Raw genomic sequence first — 18,767 nt, 5'->3', positions numbered from 1 at the left:
ATGCCGCTGACCCCTCCCATCGTCGCAGACCTGACCTTCGCCAGTGTCGAGCCGATGCTGCGCGAGCGCATCCCCATCGTCGCGCCGGAATGGACCGACCACAACGCCTCGGACCCCGGCATCGCCATGATCCAGCTGTTCGCGCATCTCGCCGAACAGCTGGGCTATCGCCTGAACCGGGTGCCGGAAAAGACCTATGTCGAGTTCCTGAAGCTGGTCGGCGTGACCCTGGCCCCGGCTCGGGCCGCGCGGACCCGCATCGCCTTCACGCTCGCCAAGCCCGGCGGGGCGCAGGGCGTGCTGGTCCCGGCCGGCAGCCGGATCAACGGCAAGGGCCCGGGCGGCGCGGCCCCGGTGTTCGAGACCGACCGCGACCTTGATGTCCTGCCGGCGCAGCTGGCCGCGCTGGTGACGGTGCGGGACGAGCTTCTGGACATCAACGGCCCCGGCGACGACGGCCCCAGCGCCCAGAACGCCGACCCGGTGGCCTATGTCGACGAGCGTTTCTCGCTGGCCTGGGACGGCAAGAAGCCCAAGCCGAAGGACATGCCGCTGCAACCCGTAGGCCTGTTCCTCAGGCCCGAGGAAGAGACGCATCGCGCGCTTTGCCTGGGCCTCGCCTTCAACCAGATCCGCTCGGCCGGTTTCCTGGGCGCGCGGGCCAGCCTGCATCTGCAACTGGACGGCGATGAAGAGCCCGACCCGGATTCGCAGGTCAAGGCGGGCGGCACCCCCCTGACCATCGCCAATGCATTTTCCGCTGGGCCGCCGCTGGCGCGCTATGACTATTACCGCCCGCCGGCGATCGGCGAGACGGCGGGAAGCTGGCAGCCGCTGACCATCCTCTCGGACGACACCGACGGCTGGACCCGCTCGGGCACGATCCGCTTCGACGTGCCGGAACGGATCGGCCCGGTCCCCGCCGATGCCTGGGTCGATGTCGAAGCCGACATGCCGCACCCGCTGGTCGACCAGATCAAGACCCCGGTCGCCGGCACGCCGGCCGAGGTGCCGGTCAGCGGCTGGATCCGCGTCACCTTCGCGCTGCCGCCCAAGGTCCGCGTCCGCGCGCTGGGCTTCAACACCATGACGGCGACGAACCTGCAAACCGTCATCGGTGAGCGGCTGGGCCGCGGCACCGGGCTTTCGGCGCAGGTGATGACGCTGGCGAACCAGAACCTCGACGCGGACAGCCTGCGGCTGGTCAGCCGCGACCCGAACCGCTCGCCGGAATACCTGCCCTGGCGGCGGGTGTCCGATTTCGACGCGGCCGGGCCGAACGACCCGGTCTATGTGCTGGATGCCGAGGCCGGTCTGGTGCTTTACGGCGACGGCCAGGCCGGGCGGCCGCCCTTCGCGACCGAGGTGATGGCGGCGGAGCGCTATCGCTACGGCGGCGGGCCGGACGGCAATGTCGACACCGGCGCGGTGGCGCGTCCCGACGCCCTGCCGCCCGCGCTGGACAGCGCCTTCAACGTCACGCCCGCGCGCGGCGGCCATGCCGCCGAGACCGTCGAGGAAGCCAAGCGCCGCGCCCCCGCCGCCTTTCGCCGCCGCGGCCGCGCCGTCACCGCCGCCGACTTCCGCGAGGCGGCGCTGGAATCGCCCGGCGTCGATGTCGCCCGGGCCGAGGTCGTCGCGCGCCACCTGCCCTATCCGCTTGGCCATCAGGTCGACGGGCTGGCCGCCTCGGGCATCGACTTCGAGACCGAGACGCCCGGCGCCCTGACCGTGATCGCCGTCCCCGACCGGCCTGGCCCCTATCCGATGCCGACCGAGGGCGAGCTTTCGGCCATCGCCGCCCATCTCGACGGGCTGCGCTTGATCACCACCGAGCTGCATGTCGGCGGGCCGCAATATGTCCGGCTTTTCGACATGGCGATCACCGTGCTGGCCCTGCCGGGCTATGCCGAAACCGTGCTGCGCGAGGCCGTCATGGACCGGCTGCGCAGGCGCTTTCACGTCCTGACCGGGGGACCGGACGGGACCGGCTTTCCCTTCGGGGCGCGGCTGCATCACGCCGACCTGGTGGCCGAGGTGATGGCGGTGCCCGGCATCGCCCGGGTCGAGGGGCTGGACGGCTATGCCGACGGCAACACGCCCGCGGGCGCCGCGCGGGCGCTGTCCTGGCGGGCCGAGCGGCGCCAGAAGGTGCGGATCACCAATTGCCCGCGCCCCGGGGTCGAGACCGACACCGACCGCATCATGCTGATGCCCGACGAATGCGTCTTCGTCGATCCCGACGGGCTGCTTGTCACCGTGGTGGGGGCGCCATGACCGCATCCCCTCTTGCCCGCCGCCTGCGCCCCGGCCTCGATCCGAACGGCAGTTTCTGGGCCATGCTGCGCTATCCGCAGGACTGGGCGGCGGCCCAGGGCCGGGGCGCGGCCTGGGATCCGGCGCGCGGCGGTCTGGCGCTGGCACCGCTGGCACGGCCGGAACTCGCCGCCGACTGGTTGCCGCTTGCGCCGGTCGCGGGGCCGGACGGGGCCCTCTACCGCTCGGACCCGGCGAGCGGGCGGGTTCTGCGCAAGGGGCCCTGCGACGATGACTTCGGCCTGCCCCCCGGCTTTGGCGGCGAGGGCACATCGTCCGGCCGCTTCCGCACCCCGGCCGGCCTCGCCTTCGACGCGCGCGGGTGGCTTTATGTCGCCGATCCCGGCAATGCGCGGGTGCAGGTGATCGACCCGGCCTCGGGCGCGGTCGTCGCGATCCTGGACGCCGGGCTGCGGCTTCCGACCATTGCCGCCATCGCGCCGGACAGCAGCATTTACGTCTCGGACGCCGGGACAAGGATGATCCACGTCTTTTCCCGGCGCTTCCAGCCCTGCGGCGTGCTGGAGCTCGCCACGCTGGACCCGACCACGAACACGCCCTGGCCCGCCGAGCCGCCGCCGCGGCCGCTGGCGGTGACGGTGCTGGCCGACGGCACGCTGGCCGTCTTCGATCCCTTGCGCCCGATGCTCTGGCACATGACCCGCGACGGCGCCGCGCTGCCGGCGCTCGGCTGGTTCGACGAGGCCGGTTTGCCCGCCGGCTGGTCCCCCACCCCGCGCCGGACCATGGCCGAGGCCGAGCTGATCCTCGGGCCGATCGACGGCGGCATCTACGACCTTGCCTGGCACCGGATCGAGATCGACGCCGACACCCCGCCCGGCTGCGCGATCGAGGTCCAGACCTTTGCCGCGAATGAATCCGAGACGCCCTTGCGCGCCTGGGCGCCCGAACGGCCGATCCCGATGCCGCGCGCGCTGGCCGATGCGCGCGGCAAGGCGCTGGACCGGCTGGTGCTTTCGGACCGGACACTCTGGTCCCTCTGGCGGCTGGGGCGCATGGTCCGCGACCTGCCGGTGATCGCCAGCCTCGCGGGCAGCGGGCCGGTGAATGCCGCCACGCTGAGCCTGCCGCGCGCCGCGGCGGCCCGGCTGCGCGCCGGCGACAGGCTGCGCCTGACCACTCCGGCCGGCGGCGAGGCCATCGCCGAGGTCGCCGCCGTCGCCGCCGCCACCTGGACCGCGGCCGCGACCGGCAACGCCGCCCTGCTCGCCGCGCCGCCGTCGCTGGCGCTGATCGAGCGGGACGGCCTCGCCCTGCCCTACGGCCCGCTCGACCTGTCGTTCCTGTCTCCCGCCGCGCCCGCCCTGCTGCCGTCGCGCACCGACGGCAAGCCCGGCACGCTGGCGCTTCCGCCCGCGCTTGCCGCCGTCCTCGGCGCCGGCGATGTCATCGAGGCAAGGGATGGCGAGGGCCGGGCCCGGATCGAGCTGGTCGAGCCGCTGGACGAGGATGTGCAGGTCACCCTGACCGCGCCCGTCGCCGGCGATTTTTCGACCGCGACCGTCAGCCTTGCGGCCACGCCCGGCCGGCTGGTGCTGCGCGAAGCCCTGCCCATCGGCGGGCCGCTGCCGCCGGGCGCGACGGTCTCGGTCATTTCGGAGGATGGCGCGGCGACCGCCGCCGCCGCCTGGGCCGATGCCGCGACCGGCACGCTGTTCCTGTCCGGGCCGCTGGAGGGCAATGTCACCGCGGCCAACTGGACCAACGCGCTTTTCCACGAACCGGCGGCGACGGATCGCGGCCGCTACCTGTGGCTGCGCCTGCGGATGACCGGCCGCGGGTTGCCGCCACCGGGCCGGGTCGGTCCGCCGACCGTGGCGACCGCGACGCCGGTGATCCGCGCGCTGCGCATCAGCGCGCCGCGCTACAGCCTGCTGGCCTGGCTGCCGCCGCTTTTCGCCCAACGCGACGCGCAGGCCGAACCGCCCGGCGGCAATTTCCTGGAGCGGTTCCTGTCGCTCTTCGAGGACCAGTTCACCGAGGCCGAGGCCGCCTTCGAAAGCCTCTCGCGCCTGCTGAACCCGCGCGCCGCCGATGCCGACTGGCTGGCCTTCGTCGCGGGCTGGCTCGACCTGGCCTTCGACCCCTCCTGGCCCATCGAGCGCCGCCGCCGGCTGGTCATCGAGGGCGCAAGCCTTCAGGCCGGCCGCGGCACGCCCGCCGCGCTGCGCCGCTACCTGGAGATCTATACCGGCAGCGCCGTTGGCATCGTCGAGGCGTTCCGCAACCGCCCGCCCGAGCCGATCCAACTGGGCGCGCGCGGCGCGCTGGGGGTGGCACCGCTGGGCGTGGTCGCAGCCGCGCCGCTGGCGCACCGCTTTTCGGTCAGCGTCACCCTGCCCGGGCGGGCGGACCGCCGGACCGAGCTGTCGGCGGTGCGCAAGATCATCGACGACATGAAGCCCGCGCATACCGAATACACGCTTGCGATTGGCGGCGACAGCGCCCCGCGCATCGGCATGGGCGCGACCGTCGGCTCCATCGTCATTCCCGGCCCCGGCCGGAGCAGACCCTGCACCTGCGACCCCGACGCGCCGCCCGGCGACCGTCCGCAGCCCGGCAATCTTGCCGGCGGCGGTTTCCGGCTGGGCGGCAGGCTGGGCGGCGGGCGCGTGACCGAATACCGACCGCAAGGAGGCGCAGATGTCCAAGTGGCGTGACCTGAACCGGACGCAGGACTGCGGCGAGGGGCATTGCGACCTTCCCGCCGGCTTCTTCCGGGTGAACTATTTCCACGGCAAGGAGATGCGGCTGGCCGATTATGTCGACGAGCAGCGATACCACGCCGGCAAGATGCGCTTCCACCACGCCAGGCTGCACGGGGCGGGCATCCTTTGCGGGCTAAAGCTGTCGGTGCTGGCGCCCGAGGGCACCATCCTGCGCATCGGCCGCGGCGCGGCCGTCGATGCCTGCGGGCGCGAGATCCTGGTCGGCTTCGACCAATGCGTCGATGTCGCCGCCTGGTTCCGCCAGCAAGCCTACAGGTTCCGCGACCAGGACGGCAATCCCTGCAAGCCGGACGAGACGAACCGGGTCGGGCTCTGCGTCGTCATGCGCCATGCCGAATGCGGCGGCGCCCCGGAGCCGGTGCCGCCCGATCCCTGCGGCGGCCATGATGACTGCGGCTGCGGCTGCGGCGGCTCGGGGTCTTGCGGCGGCGCCGATCCCTGCGGGCAGCAAGCCGAATTCGGCCGCGTCACCGAGGAATTCGAACTGCGCCTGATCTTCGCCGACGAGGCGAAGACGCTGGCCCGGCACCGGCTTTTCCCCGCCGCCGAGGTGATCGACGCGGCCGTCGGCACGACCGGCGGCGCCACCGGCCTGCTGGCCGCGCTGGCCCCGCCGATCCGCGAGCGCTGTCCCGGCGGCGACGCGGAATGGCTGAACCTCGGCTGCTTCCACGTCACCGTCAAGGCAGAGCAGCCCGAGGAGGTCGTCGCCATCGACGAGATCGACTATGGCTGCGCCTCGCAGGTGCTGCTGTCGACCGAGGTGATCCAGTATCTTCTGGCCGGCGTCATCGCCGAGGTCGATCCCGACCTGGGCGGGCCCGAGATCACCGCGATCAGCTTCCGCAGGCTCGACGAGCAGCGCCATCAATTCGCCCTGCATCTCAGCGGCAAGATCGACGCCAAGACCCTGGACGACGAAGCCAGCTTCGGCCTGCGCCAGCTGACCGGGGACGGCTGGCTGCATCCGGCGGGCGAGGCGGTCAAGGCGAGCTATTCCGAGAAGATCCTGGGCGAGGCGCATCTCGACGGCCCGGCGATCTATATCGCCGTCGCCAGCAGCTTCCTGGCCGCGGGCGGCCGCTACCAGCTCTTTGCCCGCGAAGACGCCGATCCGGTGGCCGATGCGCTGTTGCGGCGGCTGCGCCCGCGCCACCTGTCCTGGCGCTTCTGCCTTCGGCAGGAAAACCCGGACGACGCGCTGACCATGCATCCGTTGGGAGGGTGACGCCATGGCCGAGACAGGACATATCCGCAACCAGGACGGCGCACCCGATCCCGCCGCCGCGGCCGAGCGGCAGAAGGCCGAGGCCCGGATGGATTCCGGCCTGGACATGCTGAAGACCCTGGGCAAGGTCGCGCTGGCCGGCGCATCGCTGGGCGGCACGACCGCGCTGGTCGGGTTGCGCGGCACCATCCCGCTGCTGGAGCTTTATTCCGGCACCACGCGCCGGGCGGAACAGGACCGCGACAGCGACAGCCAGGGGCTGGAGAAGCTCGGGTTTTCCCGCGGCGAGGCCGGCGTCCTGCGCAAGGCCTTCACCAAGGGCGTTCTTGAATCGCTCGAGATCAGTTCGATCACCCATCCGGTCTATGACGGCGCGCCGGTCTATCGGGCCTATAACGCCGACGGCGTCATGCAGCCGCCGCATATGGTGCATTTCCTGGCGCTGGCCGCGGCGGCCGCGGCCGTCTGGCGGCGGTGGGAAGCCTCGCAGGAGCCGCCCGTGCCCGAGCCTCCCGTCGTCACCATCCCCGCCAGCCAGACCGTCGCCTTCGTCGCCAAGGCACCCGGCGAATACGAATATATCGCGGCCCCGCAGACCGCCTCGGACATCAGGAGATACGCCATGCGTCAGCGCAGTCTGAACCCGCCCCGGCTGGCGATGCTGGCCTCGTCCCGCGACCCGGGCTCGATCGTGCCGGCCGAAACGCGCATGCTTTCCGCGTCCAGCCCGCTGTCCGAAAACCGGGCCTTGTCCAGGACCGGCGCTGCCCCGCAGTCCCGCGCCGCGCCCGCGTCACAGCACCAGGGCTGCGGCTGCGGCTGCGGCGGCACGGCCCCCTGCGGCTGCGGTGGCCATGACGCCCGCAGCTTCCCGCCCGCGCGCTATGACGACGACGGGCGCTGCGTCAGCATCCTGACCATCTCATGCGAGACGCGCTGGCGCATCCGCGACTGCCTCAAGAGCTCGTTCTGCGACTTCCTGCGCTGCGTGGGCGACGAGCTTTGCGACCGCGAGGAAGGCCAGGACATCGACCTGCGCGAATGCCTCGAGGATTTCCTCTGTTCGTTCCTTGCCTGCCTGCCGGACGCGATCTGCCCGCCACCCGAGCCGTGCGCCCCCTGCTGCCCGCCCCGGCCCGTCGAATCCTGCCACTGCAACTTTGCCGTAGGGGAGTGAGACCATGACCGGAACCAAGCATATCTTTGCGCCCTGCGTTCCCGGTGCGCTTCCGGGCGGGCTCAGCCGGACCGAGTTCTATGACGGCATGGTGCTGTCCGAACGCGACATGAAGCGCGAGCAATCCTATTGGCAGATGAAGCGCCGGCTGACCAACCGCGCCTTGGGCAGCGGCGTGGTCTGGGGCCTGTCGGTGCATTGGGACGCCAAGGCGCGCGCCTTCACCCTCTGCCCGGGCTACGGGCTCAGCTGCTGCGGCGACGATCTGGTCGTCGAATGCCCGGCAACCGTCGGCGAGCGCGAGTTGGTCGACATTTGCAGCGAGGACTTCCGCGCGATCCTCAAGGCCGGCACCGGCCCTTGCGAGGATCCCTGCGAACGTCCCGACGGGCCGGTCGAGGCCTGCCTGATGCTGGAATATGTCGAATGCCCCGAGGATTCCCGCCGGGTGTTCGAAGACCCCTGCGCGACACTGCCCGGCGGCTGCCGCCATGGCGCCATGCGCGAGACGGTGCGGCTGCGCCTGGTGCCGCCGCCCTGCCCGTCCGAGCCCGGCGCCGTCGAGCGCTTCTGTGCCCGGATCGGCCAGCTGCGCGAGATGCTGGCCGCGGCCGGACAGGCGGCGCCCGCGCAAGCGGAACTGGCGGGGTCGGGGCCGCCATCGGTGATGATCGAGGTTCGGTTGCGCGACGCCGGCGGCAATGCGCTGGAAAACCGGCGCGACAGGATCGCGAGCATCGCCGGACGGCCGACCGACATCACCTTCCAGAATGCCGCCGCCCGCAGCATCGACATCACGCTGACGCCGCCCCTGGGCTATGGATTCTTCAAGGTCCGCGACGAGGCCGGCATGGAAACGCGGATCGAGACGCTGATGGAGGTCAGGCTGTCCGAAAGCGACCTGGCGCAGAACGGCCGCATGGACCGCCGCCTGACCGTCGATCTGGCGCCGCTTGCCGGTGGCGCATCCTACGCGCTCGACTACCATATCGCGGCGACCGGCGGGAACGCCATCGCCGTCTCGGCGCGGGTCGAGGCCGTCCGCGGGCCGGTGCGGGTCGCCGACTGCGGCACGCTGATGCGGCACTGGGCCTTCGGGCTTGATCCGGCCTGCGCGGCGCGCACGCTGCTTCTGGCCGCGATCTGGGGCTGGTTCCGCGGGCTGACCGGGACCGCGCCCTGCACCGACCCGCCGGACGAGCCGGACCGCACCCGCGCCGCCATCGCCGCGCTGGTGTCCTGGCTGGCTTGGCGCATCCTGTGGCGGATCGACCTCACCGACCCCAAGGCCGCGCAGGCCGAACGCTGCCTGCGCCAGCTCTTCGAGGAGTGGTGCCGCGAGTTCAACTATCGCGGCCCGCGCTGCTGCGACGACCATCACGGCATCCATCTTGGCCGCGTCACCCTTTCGCGCAAGGGCCGCATCCTGTGCTTCGACGAATGGAGCTGCCGCCGCCATGTCCTGACCGGGCCGCTGCTGACGCATTGGACCGGGCTTTTCGGCATCGCGCCGCTGGACGTCATGGCGACGCGGCTGGCGGGCTGGATCTGCTGCGTGGCGCGGACCCCGGACCGCGCGCTCGACCCGGCCGAGATGAAGGCGATCCAGGCGGCGCTCTGGACCGGCAACGAACTTCGCGTCGGCGGCGGAGAGGTGCTTTCCCTGAAGGCCCTGCTGGCGCCCGGCGGCGTCATGGACAGGTTCCAGCCCCTGGACGGCACGCCCCTGACCCCGGCGCCCCCCGCGCCCGCGCCGGCCTTCTCGGCGCAGATCAGCCGCCATCTCGAGGCGCGGCTCGATACGACGCGGATCATGGCCCGGGCGCCGGCCATCGACATGATGCGCGAGATCCGGGCCAGGTTGCCGCTGGCGGAGCTGAAGCCGCTGGGCGATGCCGCGCTGTTCGACGCCACGCTCGCCGCGCTTGGCCGCGCCCAGGTCGCCACGGTGGACGACCTTTTCGGCCGCGATCCCGAGGCGCTGGCCGAGCGGGTCCGGGCCGAATTCACCGAGGACGAAAGCCCCGAGGACGCGGCCGCCGCCGACAAGGCCGTGGGCCTGGTCTATACGGTCGCGCTGCGCACGCTCGAGGCGGTAGGCGATGCCGTGACGGCCGTTGCCGGCGAGCGTGCCGACGACGAACCCTTCACCCGCGCCGACCTCCGCGAAGCCGCGACCACCTCGGCCATCCGCAGGGCGCTGAACGAGCACCTGCGCGGGCGCGGCGTCAGCACCGCGGCGATCAGGGAGATCGCCGGCAGGGTCGCCGAACGGCGCTAGGCCATGGGCGCGCTGACCGTCGGCTCGCTTGCGCTTTCGCTGCGTCTTCCCGACGGCGCGCAGCCCCGCGCGGGTGCGGTCCGGGAGGTCGTCGAACGGCAGTTCCTGCCCGCCGTGCTGGCCGCCCTGACGGGCGAACTCGACGCCGCCTATGGCGAGGCGGCCGTCATCCGCATTCGCAACCTGAGGCTGCGCCTGCGCATCGGCCCCGAGGTCCGCGATGCCGCCGAGCTCGCGCGGCAGATCGGCCAGGATCTCGCCGCGCATATCCGCGACATTGCCGTCGTCGCACAGCCGCGCGCGGACCCGCCGCCCGCCGAGGCCGAGGTGCGGATCTGGCCGACGCCGGGCGCCCGGCACGGCGCGGCGCTGATCGCCGCGCTGCGACACGCGCCGGGCCCCGAGGGTCACATCGACACCCTGCCCGCCCTGGCCGGGAAACTGCTGGATGAACCCGCCGAGGTGGTGGCCGAAACGCTGGGCCACTGTGCCGAAGCGGGCGTCTTGGACGAGGTGATTTCGGCCTTGCCGCCGCCCGTTCTGCATACGCTCGCCGCCCGTTTCGCCACCGCCCTGCCGCCGGCCATCCGGGCCAAGATCCTGGCTGTCGTGGAACGGGCAGGCAGGCCGCAGCCGGAACATCGGGCCGAACCCAGGTCCGCGCAGGATCCGCCCGCGTATCAGCAGCCGTCCGAACAGGCCGATCCCACGCGGCCTTGGCGCGACGAGTTGCCGTCGCAGCGGCAATCCGACGACCATGCGCCGAGCCCGGCCGCCCCGCCCGCCAGCGCACCGCATCCCGACCCGAGCCTTGAGCCATCCACCGCCACCCATCCAGCCGCGCGGGCCGTGGAGGTTCCTGTCCCGCGCCGGCCTGCGACACCTGCGGCCCCGCACGCCGAGGAAACGGTCCTGGCCCGCCGGACCATCCCCAACGGGGACAGCGCGCCGCTGCCCGAGCGGGCCCGCACCGAAACGGAGGCGCCCTCCGCCGCCCTGCCGACCGGCTGGGGCGGCCTCGTCTATCTCGTGACCCTCGCGATGCGCCTTGGCATGCCCGAGGCGCTGTGGCGCATCGGCGTGGCCGAGGGCGCGGCCCTGTCGGCCATGCTCGCCACCATCAGCGGGGCGCCGGACGATCCGGCCTCGGCCGCGCTCACGCACGAATTTCCGCGCCGCCCCGCGCCGCTCGGCCCGGTCCCGGACTGGGCGCGGCGCGAATTCTGCGCGACCGTCACCGCCGCCGCCCGCGCATTGACCGGTGCCGAACTGGCCCCCTGGATCGAGACATGCCGCGCCGCCCTGGCCGAAGGCGGCGCCTGGCACCTGCCCGAATGGGGCGCGGCGGTGCTGATCGCCACGCTGGAGAGCCTGATCGGCCGGCCGCTCGATGCACCGGCCTTGACGGAGCTTCTGGGCATCGCGGGCGAAGTCGAAGTCGGATCCCGCCTGATCCGGGTCCGCCTGCCGCCCGAGGCGGTCGATTTCGACATCCGCCGCGCCGGGCTGGACGCCGATCCCGGCCTGCTGCCCTGGCTCGACAAGCGGCTGGTCGTCGAGTTCGGCTCGGCCGAGGAGGACTGGGCAGGATGACCCGCAGCTTCGCCCCGCCTGCAACCAGGACGCTGCCGCCCGCCCCGGCGCCGCGCCGCCAGACGCCTGCGCCGCGCGGCACCTCCACCCTCATGCCGGAGGAGGATCGCTGGACCGAACTGTCGATCATCCTGCTGGACATGCTCGAAGCCACCGGCCGCGGCTCGGCCGCGGGCCAGCGCGACCCGCCCGCAGCGCCGCCGCCGGCGGTGCCGCCGCCGACCGGGGACGTCACCGATACAGCCACCGACCTGACAGGCACGCCGCGCCCGCCCGCCGCGCTGCCCGGCGGCTCGGACGCGGCGCTGCTGAAGGGCGAGGACAGGCCACGGGCGACCGGGCCGGTGCCGATGCCCGCATTCCCCCAAGGCGGAACGCCCCTGCCCGAGGCCGCGCCGCCGACCGCTCCGCCCGAGGCCGCGCCGAAACCCGCGGGCGTGCCGCCCGCCCCCGCATCGGGCGAAGCCGGGGGGCCGTCGCCCGGCGCCATCGTCCGGCGCTGGCAGGGGCAGGTCCGCGCCACCGGCGCCGCGATCCCGCCGCCCGACGTCAAGGTGCCGCCGGAGGGCTCGGCCCGGCTGGCAAAACTCGGGGCCGGGGCGCAAAAGCGCCATGCGGCGGCGCGCGATGGCATGACCAGGGACGCCGTCGAGACCGTGCCGAAGCCGCCCGAGATCGACACCACCCCGCCCGCCCCGCCGCCGCCGAACCCGGTTCCCGAGCACACGCAAAAGGTGCTCGCCGCCTCGGGCAAGCACCTGCCGGACCAGCAGTCGATTGCGCTGAACGCCTCGCCCGAACGCGAGGTTGAGGGGCAGAAGATCGGCGGCACCGTGCCGCCGCTGGGCGTCCGCCCGGTCGATCCCGACCTGTTCCAGGTTCTCATCACCCCCGCGGCCAGGACGCTGGCCCAGCTTCCGCCGGGCGCCTCGGCCGAGGACGTCAGGAACCAGAAGGAGACGCCGGAACAGCGGCGCGTGCGGATCGCGCTGGAAACGCTGACCCGCACCGGCGACGCGCCCGACCGCAAGGGGCGCGGCCCGGCGGTCATCGCGCCCGATATCGGCCCGTTCAAGGCCGAGGGCACCACGCCCGAGAACCGCGCCCGGATCGGCGAACTGGTCGCGCGGCTGATGGCGAACACCCGTGCCTCCGCCACCGACATTCTTGTCCGCCTGCGCAAGAACGCCTTTGCCCGCGAGGCGCTGTTCAAGAACTTTCCCGATATCGGCGCCGAGATGCTGGACGGGCTCGAAACCGCCCTGACCGGCGACCTCAAGGATATCGCCGATGCCGCCGGGATCAGCGGCGCCGAGCTTGACGAGATGGTCGCCAAGCGCCGCAAGGAACTTGAAGACGCCAAGACCAAGGCCGCCGACACCGTCAACACGCAGGCCGGCGAGGCGAAGAAGACCGTCACCGAGGAGGGGCAGAAGACCTCGGACGCCATCGCCGGCGCGGCCGAGGCGGCCGAGGAGGAGACGCTGCGCCGCCAGACCGCCGTCGCGGGCGAGAACGACCCCGGCGTGGTCCATGCCCGCCGCGACCGGATCGTCGCCTGGTTCCGCGAGCATGTCACCACGCAGATCACCCATTACCAGCGCGCCGGCGACAAGCGGCAGGCCGAGCTGACCACGGCGCGGGGTGAGCAGCAGGACGCCTATCGCACGCTGGCGCAACGCGAAATCTACCAGGTGATGACGCCGGCACCGCCGCGCGCCGCGCGCAACCCGGCCGACAAGCCGCGCGAACAGGCCCTGGCCGACGTGTCGGTGCAGATCCGGCTGTGGTCGGACCAGCAGATCCAGGCCGCGACCGAGCATTTCCGCAAGGCCCTGGCGCTTGCCGCCGCCACCACCGACAGCAATCGCAAGGCGATCGAAGGCGCGGGCTCGGCCGGGATCGAGGCCGCGCGGCAATGGGCCGAGGACAAGATCCTGGCCGGCAAGAGCTGGTGGGAGCGTTTCGTCGCCCGCATCCGGCGCTGGCTGAGCCAGGCCAAGGACGTCAACGAGCAATGGCGCGTGCGGCGCGGCCGCGAGAACGCCAAGGCCATTGCCGACGACCTGCTGGGGGCCGAGCTGGCCGCCAAGGCGCTGGCCAAGGAGGTCGATCAGAACACCGCCCAGCAGATCAACCAGATGACCGACGCCCAGAAGGCGGCCTTCGGGACATTCTACAACAAGGCCAAGGGCAAGCATCCGCTGGACTTCGCCGCCGACCGGCTGAGCGACAACCTGACCCGCGACCACCAGGCCGGCGCGAACGAGACATTCGAGGCCGCGCTGATCGCGATGCCGGTCTCGGGCGGGGACCATGCCACGGCCAACAAGCTGAACGATGTCGCGCGCACGCAGGGCGCGGGCTTCGATGCGGCGCGGATCGCGCAGAACGTCCATGCGGCGATGGATCAATGGGGCACGGACGAGCAGCGCATCTATGACAGCCTGCGCTCGATGACCGCGCTGCAGGGCGCGGTGGTGCGCAAGATGTATCGCGCCATCTTCGACAGCGATCTCGACAGCGACCTGGAAAGCGAGATGGGCGGCGAAGAGCTGGACCAGGCCATGGCCGAGCTGGAAGGCAAGCAGGCCAAAGCCGACGCCATCGCGCTGCACGACGCCATGGCGGGCCTTGGCACTGACGAAGCGACGATCATGCGCACCCTGCGCAACAAATCCGAGGCCGAGCGCGAGGCGATCCGCGCCGAATACCTGCGCATGTATGGCGTCACGCTGGACGCGGACCTGAAGGACGACCTGTCGGACGGCAACGAGATCGCCCAGGCGAACGCGCTGCTGGCGGGCGACAACGAACTGGCCGATGCCATCGAATTCGACGAGGCGATGCGCGGCGGCATCATCAGCACCGGCACCGACGAGAAGCGCATCGAGGAGGTGCAGAACCGGGTGCGGACCGAGGTTCTGGCCATGGCGAAGGGGCAGAACTGGACCTCGGAGGAGATGGAGGCCGAGGTCCGCCGGCGCCTGGCGCTGATCGAGAAGAAATTCGGCGAGCGCTACGCCGATGTCGAGCAATACAACGCCCCCGGCCTGGAAGGCACCACCGTGCTGCGCCGCGCCTTCAGGTCCGAGCTGAGCGGGGCCGAGCTGGATCTTGCCAATGCGCTGCAGGACAACGACCTGATCAAGGCCGACGCCGCCCGGATCGAGATCGAGCGCACCGGCTTCTATGCCTCGGACGACCGGATCAACGGGGTCTTGCGGTCGCAATACGAACGCGCGCTGGAGGCGCGGCGGCTGGACGAGGGACCGGCGCGCAACATGCGGGTGCGGCGGCTGGTGGACGATCTGCGCCATAAGTCCGGCGTCAGCGAGGAAGAGATCTCGCGTCAGCGCATGGCGCTGGAACGCCAGATGGAGAAAGAGATCCAGGACGGCGCCCAGCAGGACAGCCGCCTGTCGATGGACAGCCTGAAGCAGGTCTATCAGGACAAGTATTTCTGGCCGCTGGAATATGTCGTCGAAGTCAATATGTCGGGCGAGGACCGCAACAAGGCCCGCAACATGCTGGAACAGGGCGGCCGGCTGGACCCCCTGCAAGAGATCGAATACGCCACCCGCACCGCCGGCACCGACGAGGAGGCGGTGCGCCGCGTGGTCGGCAGCATGACCAAGGCCGAGCTGGACGTGCTGGCCGCGCAATGGGAAAAGCGGCATCCCGGCCAGAAGTTCCGCGCCATGCTGATCGACGAACTGGACGGCCGCGACCTGTCGGACGTGCTCGATATGTACGACCATGGCAAGCCGACCAGCGCGCTGGAGGCCATCGCCCAGGAAGAGCGGCGGGTCGACCGCGAGGCGAACCAGCTGACCGGCGTCCTGGGCGGCGCCGCGGCGGGTCACGAGGCGGCATGGATGCAGTCCGAGCTCGGCCGCCTGCAAGAGCTCAAGGCAGGCCTGCTGCGCACCGACTGGCCCGACACCGACGAGGCCCGCGAAGAGCGCGCGCAGCTGGGCGAGGAACTCGACTTCCGCGTCGAGCGGGTGCAGGCGGCGGTCGAGGACCACCGGCGCCGCATCGACAGCGTCACCGACATGGCCTCCCAGATCGTCGGGATCGTCGTCGGGCTGGTGGTGGCGGCGCTGATCACCGTGGCGACGGCCGGCACCGCGGGCCCGATCATGGTGGCGGTGCTCGCCTCGCTCTATGCCACCGTCGCGACGATGGCGACGAAACTGCTGATCAAGGGCGGCGCCTATGGCACGCAGGACTTCGCCATCGACGCGGCGGTCGGCGTGGTCGATGCGGCGATGTCGGCCGCGACCGCCGGCATGGGCACCAAGATCCTTGGCCCGATCAAGAGCCTGGTGCGCGGCACCAGGCTGCCCGCGCTGGCCGGCCGGATCGGCAGGACGGGCCTGGCGCAGCGGCTGGCCGGTCTGGAAGGCAGCGGCCTGGTCGCCCGCGCCGGTCGCGCCATCGCGCCCACCCGCGAGGGGGTCGAGCGCGCGGTCGCCCGCTTCGCCGCCGAGGGGATCGAGGATGCGGCCTCCTCGCTGCCCTCGACGGTCATCCAGACCATGGCCGACGACAATATGTGGAAGGGCGATCCGCTCGCCAATTTCCTGACCGGCACCGGCATGGGGCTTTTGCAATCGGTGGCGATGAGCCGCACGCTGGATCTCTCGCTGACGGCGGGCGGCGGGCTGTTCCGCATGGGCCATTCCGCGCTGTTCGAGCCGGGAAACATCGGGCGCGTGCGCGAGCTGAACCGGATCATCGGCGACCATTTCGAGGCGTTCCGGCACGAGAACCCCGATGCCTCGATGGCCGATTTCCTGGCCTCGCCGCAGGGCCGCAAGGCCAGGGCCGAGATCGAGCAGAGCGGCCTGATGCAGGAAATCCGCGCCTCGGTCGAGGCGGCCGAGGCGGCCTCGCGCCGGCCCGCCGACGCCGGGCCGGAGATGGCGCGCACCGCGGGCAGCCCGGACGCGGATGCGCCGCGCGTCGAGGCGATGCGGGCGGTGCTGCCCGAGCTGATCCGCCAGGGCACCTTCGTCACCCCCGACCCCGACCTGCCGGGCCGTTCCGTCCATGTCGAGCCGCTGCGCATCGGCAACCGCATCGTCGGCGTGGATGTCCGGGTCGGGCCGGGGGCGACGGCGCTGGACGTGGCGCTGCACGCCGGGACGATCCATGCCATGCAGAAATACATGGGGGTCCTGGGCAATGTCCGCCGCGTCCTGCACGACCTGATCCACCGCGCCAATGCCACCGGCCTGACCGTCGGCTCGCGCGGATGGGAGGCGCAGCTCGAGCTGGCCAAGCTGCCGGCGATCATCCACGAGCGCATGGAGGCGCTGGCCAGGGCCGGCTCGTCCGCGGATGCGGCCCTGCGGGCACAGGCCGAGGTGCGCTGGCTGGACGCCCAGCTTCTGCGCCACCGGCTGATCCTCGCCGACCCGCGCCTGGCGGCGCAGCAGGGGCGAGGCTTCGTCGCGGCCGAAGATGCGGGCGATGCCGAGGCAGAGGAATCAGCCAAGAAATTGCTGAAAGGCGACCTGCCGGAACGAGTGAATCCCAAGGCGGTGGACACGCTTTTCGCCATGGCCCGACACGCCGATCAGGAGGCGGTGGTCAATTTCCTGGCCAGCCTGCGGCAACGCAACGCGGAATTCGCTCAGCGCGCGGCCAGCGCGGTCGACCAGGTGAGGGGCACGAAATTCGCCGAACTGTTGCAGGCCAGGGCGGCCGACCTCGACGCGCGCGCCAAAAGCCGGCAGGAGCATCTGGACCGTCTGCGGGCCGAGCGGCTGCCCGAGCGCGTCGCACGTTTCATCGAGACCATGGCGAAAGTCGCGGACACGGGCCCGCAGCAGACCACGCGCATGTTCGACGAGACGCTCGACTGGATAACCAACCCGCCAAGACCCGCGGCTGGCGACGATGCCGGCCGAAGCCTCGCGCTCTTCGAGTGGCGCAAGGCGGAAATCGATACGATGCACGAGATGACCGACCTTCTTGGCACGATCATGGCCGACACGGATCTGGCGCTCAGGTTCGTGGATGCGGATGCCTCTCGGGCGGGCATTCCCGAATTCGACCGTTACGACGCGCTGCAAGCCAGGCTGGCAAAGATCCAGGAATTCAACGCGGCCCTGGACGAGGCCATGGCCGATGTCCGGGCCGGAAGACTGTCGCTGGATCGGGTCAAGACCGGCGATGTGCCGTCGCGCCTGCGCGACGCGCTTGCAGGGCTGGACGCACAAGGCCCCGAGAAGGCCCGGACCCTGCTCCAGCACCTGCCGTTCAGCGAGGGATTGCATGGCCGGCGGCCCGCATCGCGCGAGACAAAATGGATCGCCAGGGGCGAAATCGAAGCCCCCGGAACCTCTGACAGGCTGGAAGGCATGTTCGAACGCAGCATTCTTCAGCAAAACATCGAGGCGATGGAAAAACTGCGCCAGTTCATCCGCGATTTCGAACCCGACCTGGTTCTGGGGGTCGAGCGTGGCGGCGCGTTCCTGATCGAATCGCTTGGACCCGGCTTCCCGACCAGGACGGTTCCCAAGGCTCCGGACCTGAAGGGACGCAAGAAGCCCCTGAGCGAATTCGAACAGCCCAAACCGGAAGGATTCGAGGACGTCCAGGGCCAGCGTGCTCCCCATCTGGTCAAGGCCATCATGGACGCCATCGGCGACGGGACGCAGGAGGCCTACCGCTTCGTCGTCGTCGACGTCATCATGGGCGGCGGCGGTATCACCGACATCAGGCGCAACGTCTTCGACGAGGTGATGCGGCGCCTGCCCGACCATCTCCGGTCAAAGGTCAGGTTCGAAAGCATCTGGCTGCGCGAGCAGCACGGCTTCGAGCGCAGCGATCTTGCGCCCGAGGTGAATGATCTGCTGGGTTTCCTGAATGTTGCCGACGATCCGGCGCCGATCATGGGCAGGCTCCGCGATGCCGCGCATCAGTCTCCCGAAGTGTTTCGCGATGCGGTCATGGACTTCGCGCTGAATTCGCTGCCCGACGATCTGACAGGCAGCCAGACTCCGATCAACCAGATCCGGTCGTGGCTGGCCAACTGGCAGAGGCTGACCGACCCCGAGGCACTGGCGATCCTGCGCGACATCTTCCGCGCCGACCCCAGGCAGCGGGCCTATCTGCTGGGCGACGGCCTCGAGGCGCTTGGACCATTCGAAGCCAGGTTCCTTCAGGAGGGGGTCAACCTCACCGAGCGCATCATTCCGGTCCGGCTGGCCGCGGGCGACGACATGAAGATGGTGATGGAACCGGGCACCAGTTCCGACCCCATCGTCATCGTCGACATCAAGACCGGCCGGTCGCATGTCCTGCCGCTGGGGATTGTGGACCCGGTGACGAAAGAAACGCTCACCTCGCAGCGCGCCATCGTCGCGGCCTTGCTGCAAGGCCATTTCAAGCTTGAATGGTAAAGAC

Annotated in this window: 7 protein-coding genes; all 7 read left to right on the top strand. The window is 71.3% G+C overall.

All coding sequences use genetic code 11. From position 1 onward, the window contains the following. From PARN5_RS0116870 to PARN5_RS0116840, 7 genes are read left to right on the top strand one after another with little or no spacing between them, the layout of a single operon-like run. Nucleotides 1–2,277, top strand: a complete 2,277-nt coding sequence (locus PARN5_RS0116870) for a putative baseplate assembly protein (protein ID WP_018000946.1) — start codon at nt 1–3, stop codon at nt 2,275–2,277. After that, entirely contained in the window at nt 2,274–4,997 is a 2,724-nt protein-coding gene (locus tag PARN5_RS0116865) for a phage tail protein (protein WP_157404070.1), read from the top strand. Before PARN5_RS0116870 ends, PARN5_RS0116865 begins: the two co-directional genes overlap by 4 nt. Next, nucleotides 4,981–6,294, top strand: a complete 1,314-nt coding sequence (locus PARN5_RS0116860; RefSeq protein ID WP_026155521.1) for a hypothetical protein — start codon at nt 4,981–4,983, stop codon at nt 6,292–6,294. Before PARN5_RS0116865 ends, PARN5_RS0116860 begins: the two co-directional genes overlap by 17 nt. A 4-nt stretch (nt 6,295–6,298) precedes the next feature. Beyond that, nucleotides 6,299–7,471, top strand: a complete 1,173-nt coding sequence (locus tag PARN5_RS0116855) for a hypothetical protein (protein ID WP_018000944.1) — start codon at nt 6,299–6,301, stop codon at nt 7,469–7,471. Nucleotides 7,472–7,475: 4 nt separating this feature from the next. After that, on the top strand, nt 7,476–9,752 hold the full coding sequence (locus PARN5_RS0116850) for a hypothetical protein (RefSeq protein WP_018000943.1): 2,277 nt from the start codon (nt 7,476–7,478) through the stop codon (nt 9,750–9,752). A 3-nt stretch (nt 9,753–9,755) separates the two neighbouring features. Continuing rightward, the gene (locus tag PARN5_RS0116845; protein ID WP_026155520.1) at nt 9,756–11,345 is read left to right on the top strand and encodes a hypothetical protein; all 1,590 of its coding nucleotides are present in this window, start codon (nt 9,756–9,758) and stop codon (nt 11,343–11,345) included. Next, nucleotides 11,342–18,763, top strand: coding sequence for an annexin (locus tag PARN5_RS0116840; protein ID WP_026155519.1), 7,422 nt, complete (start codon nt 11,342–11,344; stop codon nt 18,761–18,763). The genes PARN5_RS0116845 and PARN5_RS0116840 overlap by 4 nt, the downstream gene beginning before the upstream one ends. Nucleotides 18,764–18,767 lie beyond the last annotated feature (4 nt).

Origin of the sequence: Paracoccus sp. N5, from assembly GCF_000371965.1 — a bacterium.
Lineage (GTDB): Bacteria > Pseudomonadota > Alphaproteobacteria > Rhodobacterales > Rhodobacteraceae > Paracoccus.
This window is presented reverse-complemented; position numbering and strand designations above follow the sequence as displayed.

Coding starts and splice junctions, on each gene's coding strand:
- PARN5_RS0116870 (WP_018000946.1), top strand. CDS start 1: ATGCCGCTGACCCCTCCCATCGTCGCAGACCTGACCTTCGCCAGTGTC.
- PARN5_RS0116865 (WP_157404070.1), top strand. CDS start 2,274: ATGACCGCATCCCCTCTTGCCCGCCGCCTGCGCCCCGGCCTCGATCCG.
- PARN5_RS0116860 (WP_026155521.1), top strand. CDS start 4,981: ATGTCCAAGTGGCGTGACCTGAACCGGACGCAGGACTGCGGCGAGGGG.
- PARN5_RS0116855 (WP_018000944.1), top strand. CDS start 6,299: ATGGCCGAGACAGGACATATCCGCAACCAGGACGGCGCACCCGATCCC.
- PARN5_RS0116850 (WP_018000943.1), top strand. CDS start 7,476: ATGACCGGAACCAAGCATATCTTTGCGCCCTGCGTTCCCGGTGCGCTT.
- PARN5_RS0116845 (WP_026155520.1), top strand. CDS start 9,756: ATGGGCGCGCTGACCGTCGGCTCGCTTGCGCTTTCGCTGCGTCTTCCC.
- PARN5_RS0116840 (WP_026155519.1), top strand. CDS start 11,342: ATGACCCGCAGCTTCGCCCCGCCTGCAACCAGGACGCTGCCGCCCGCC.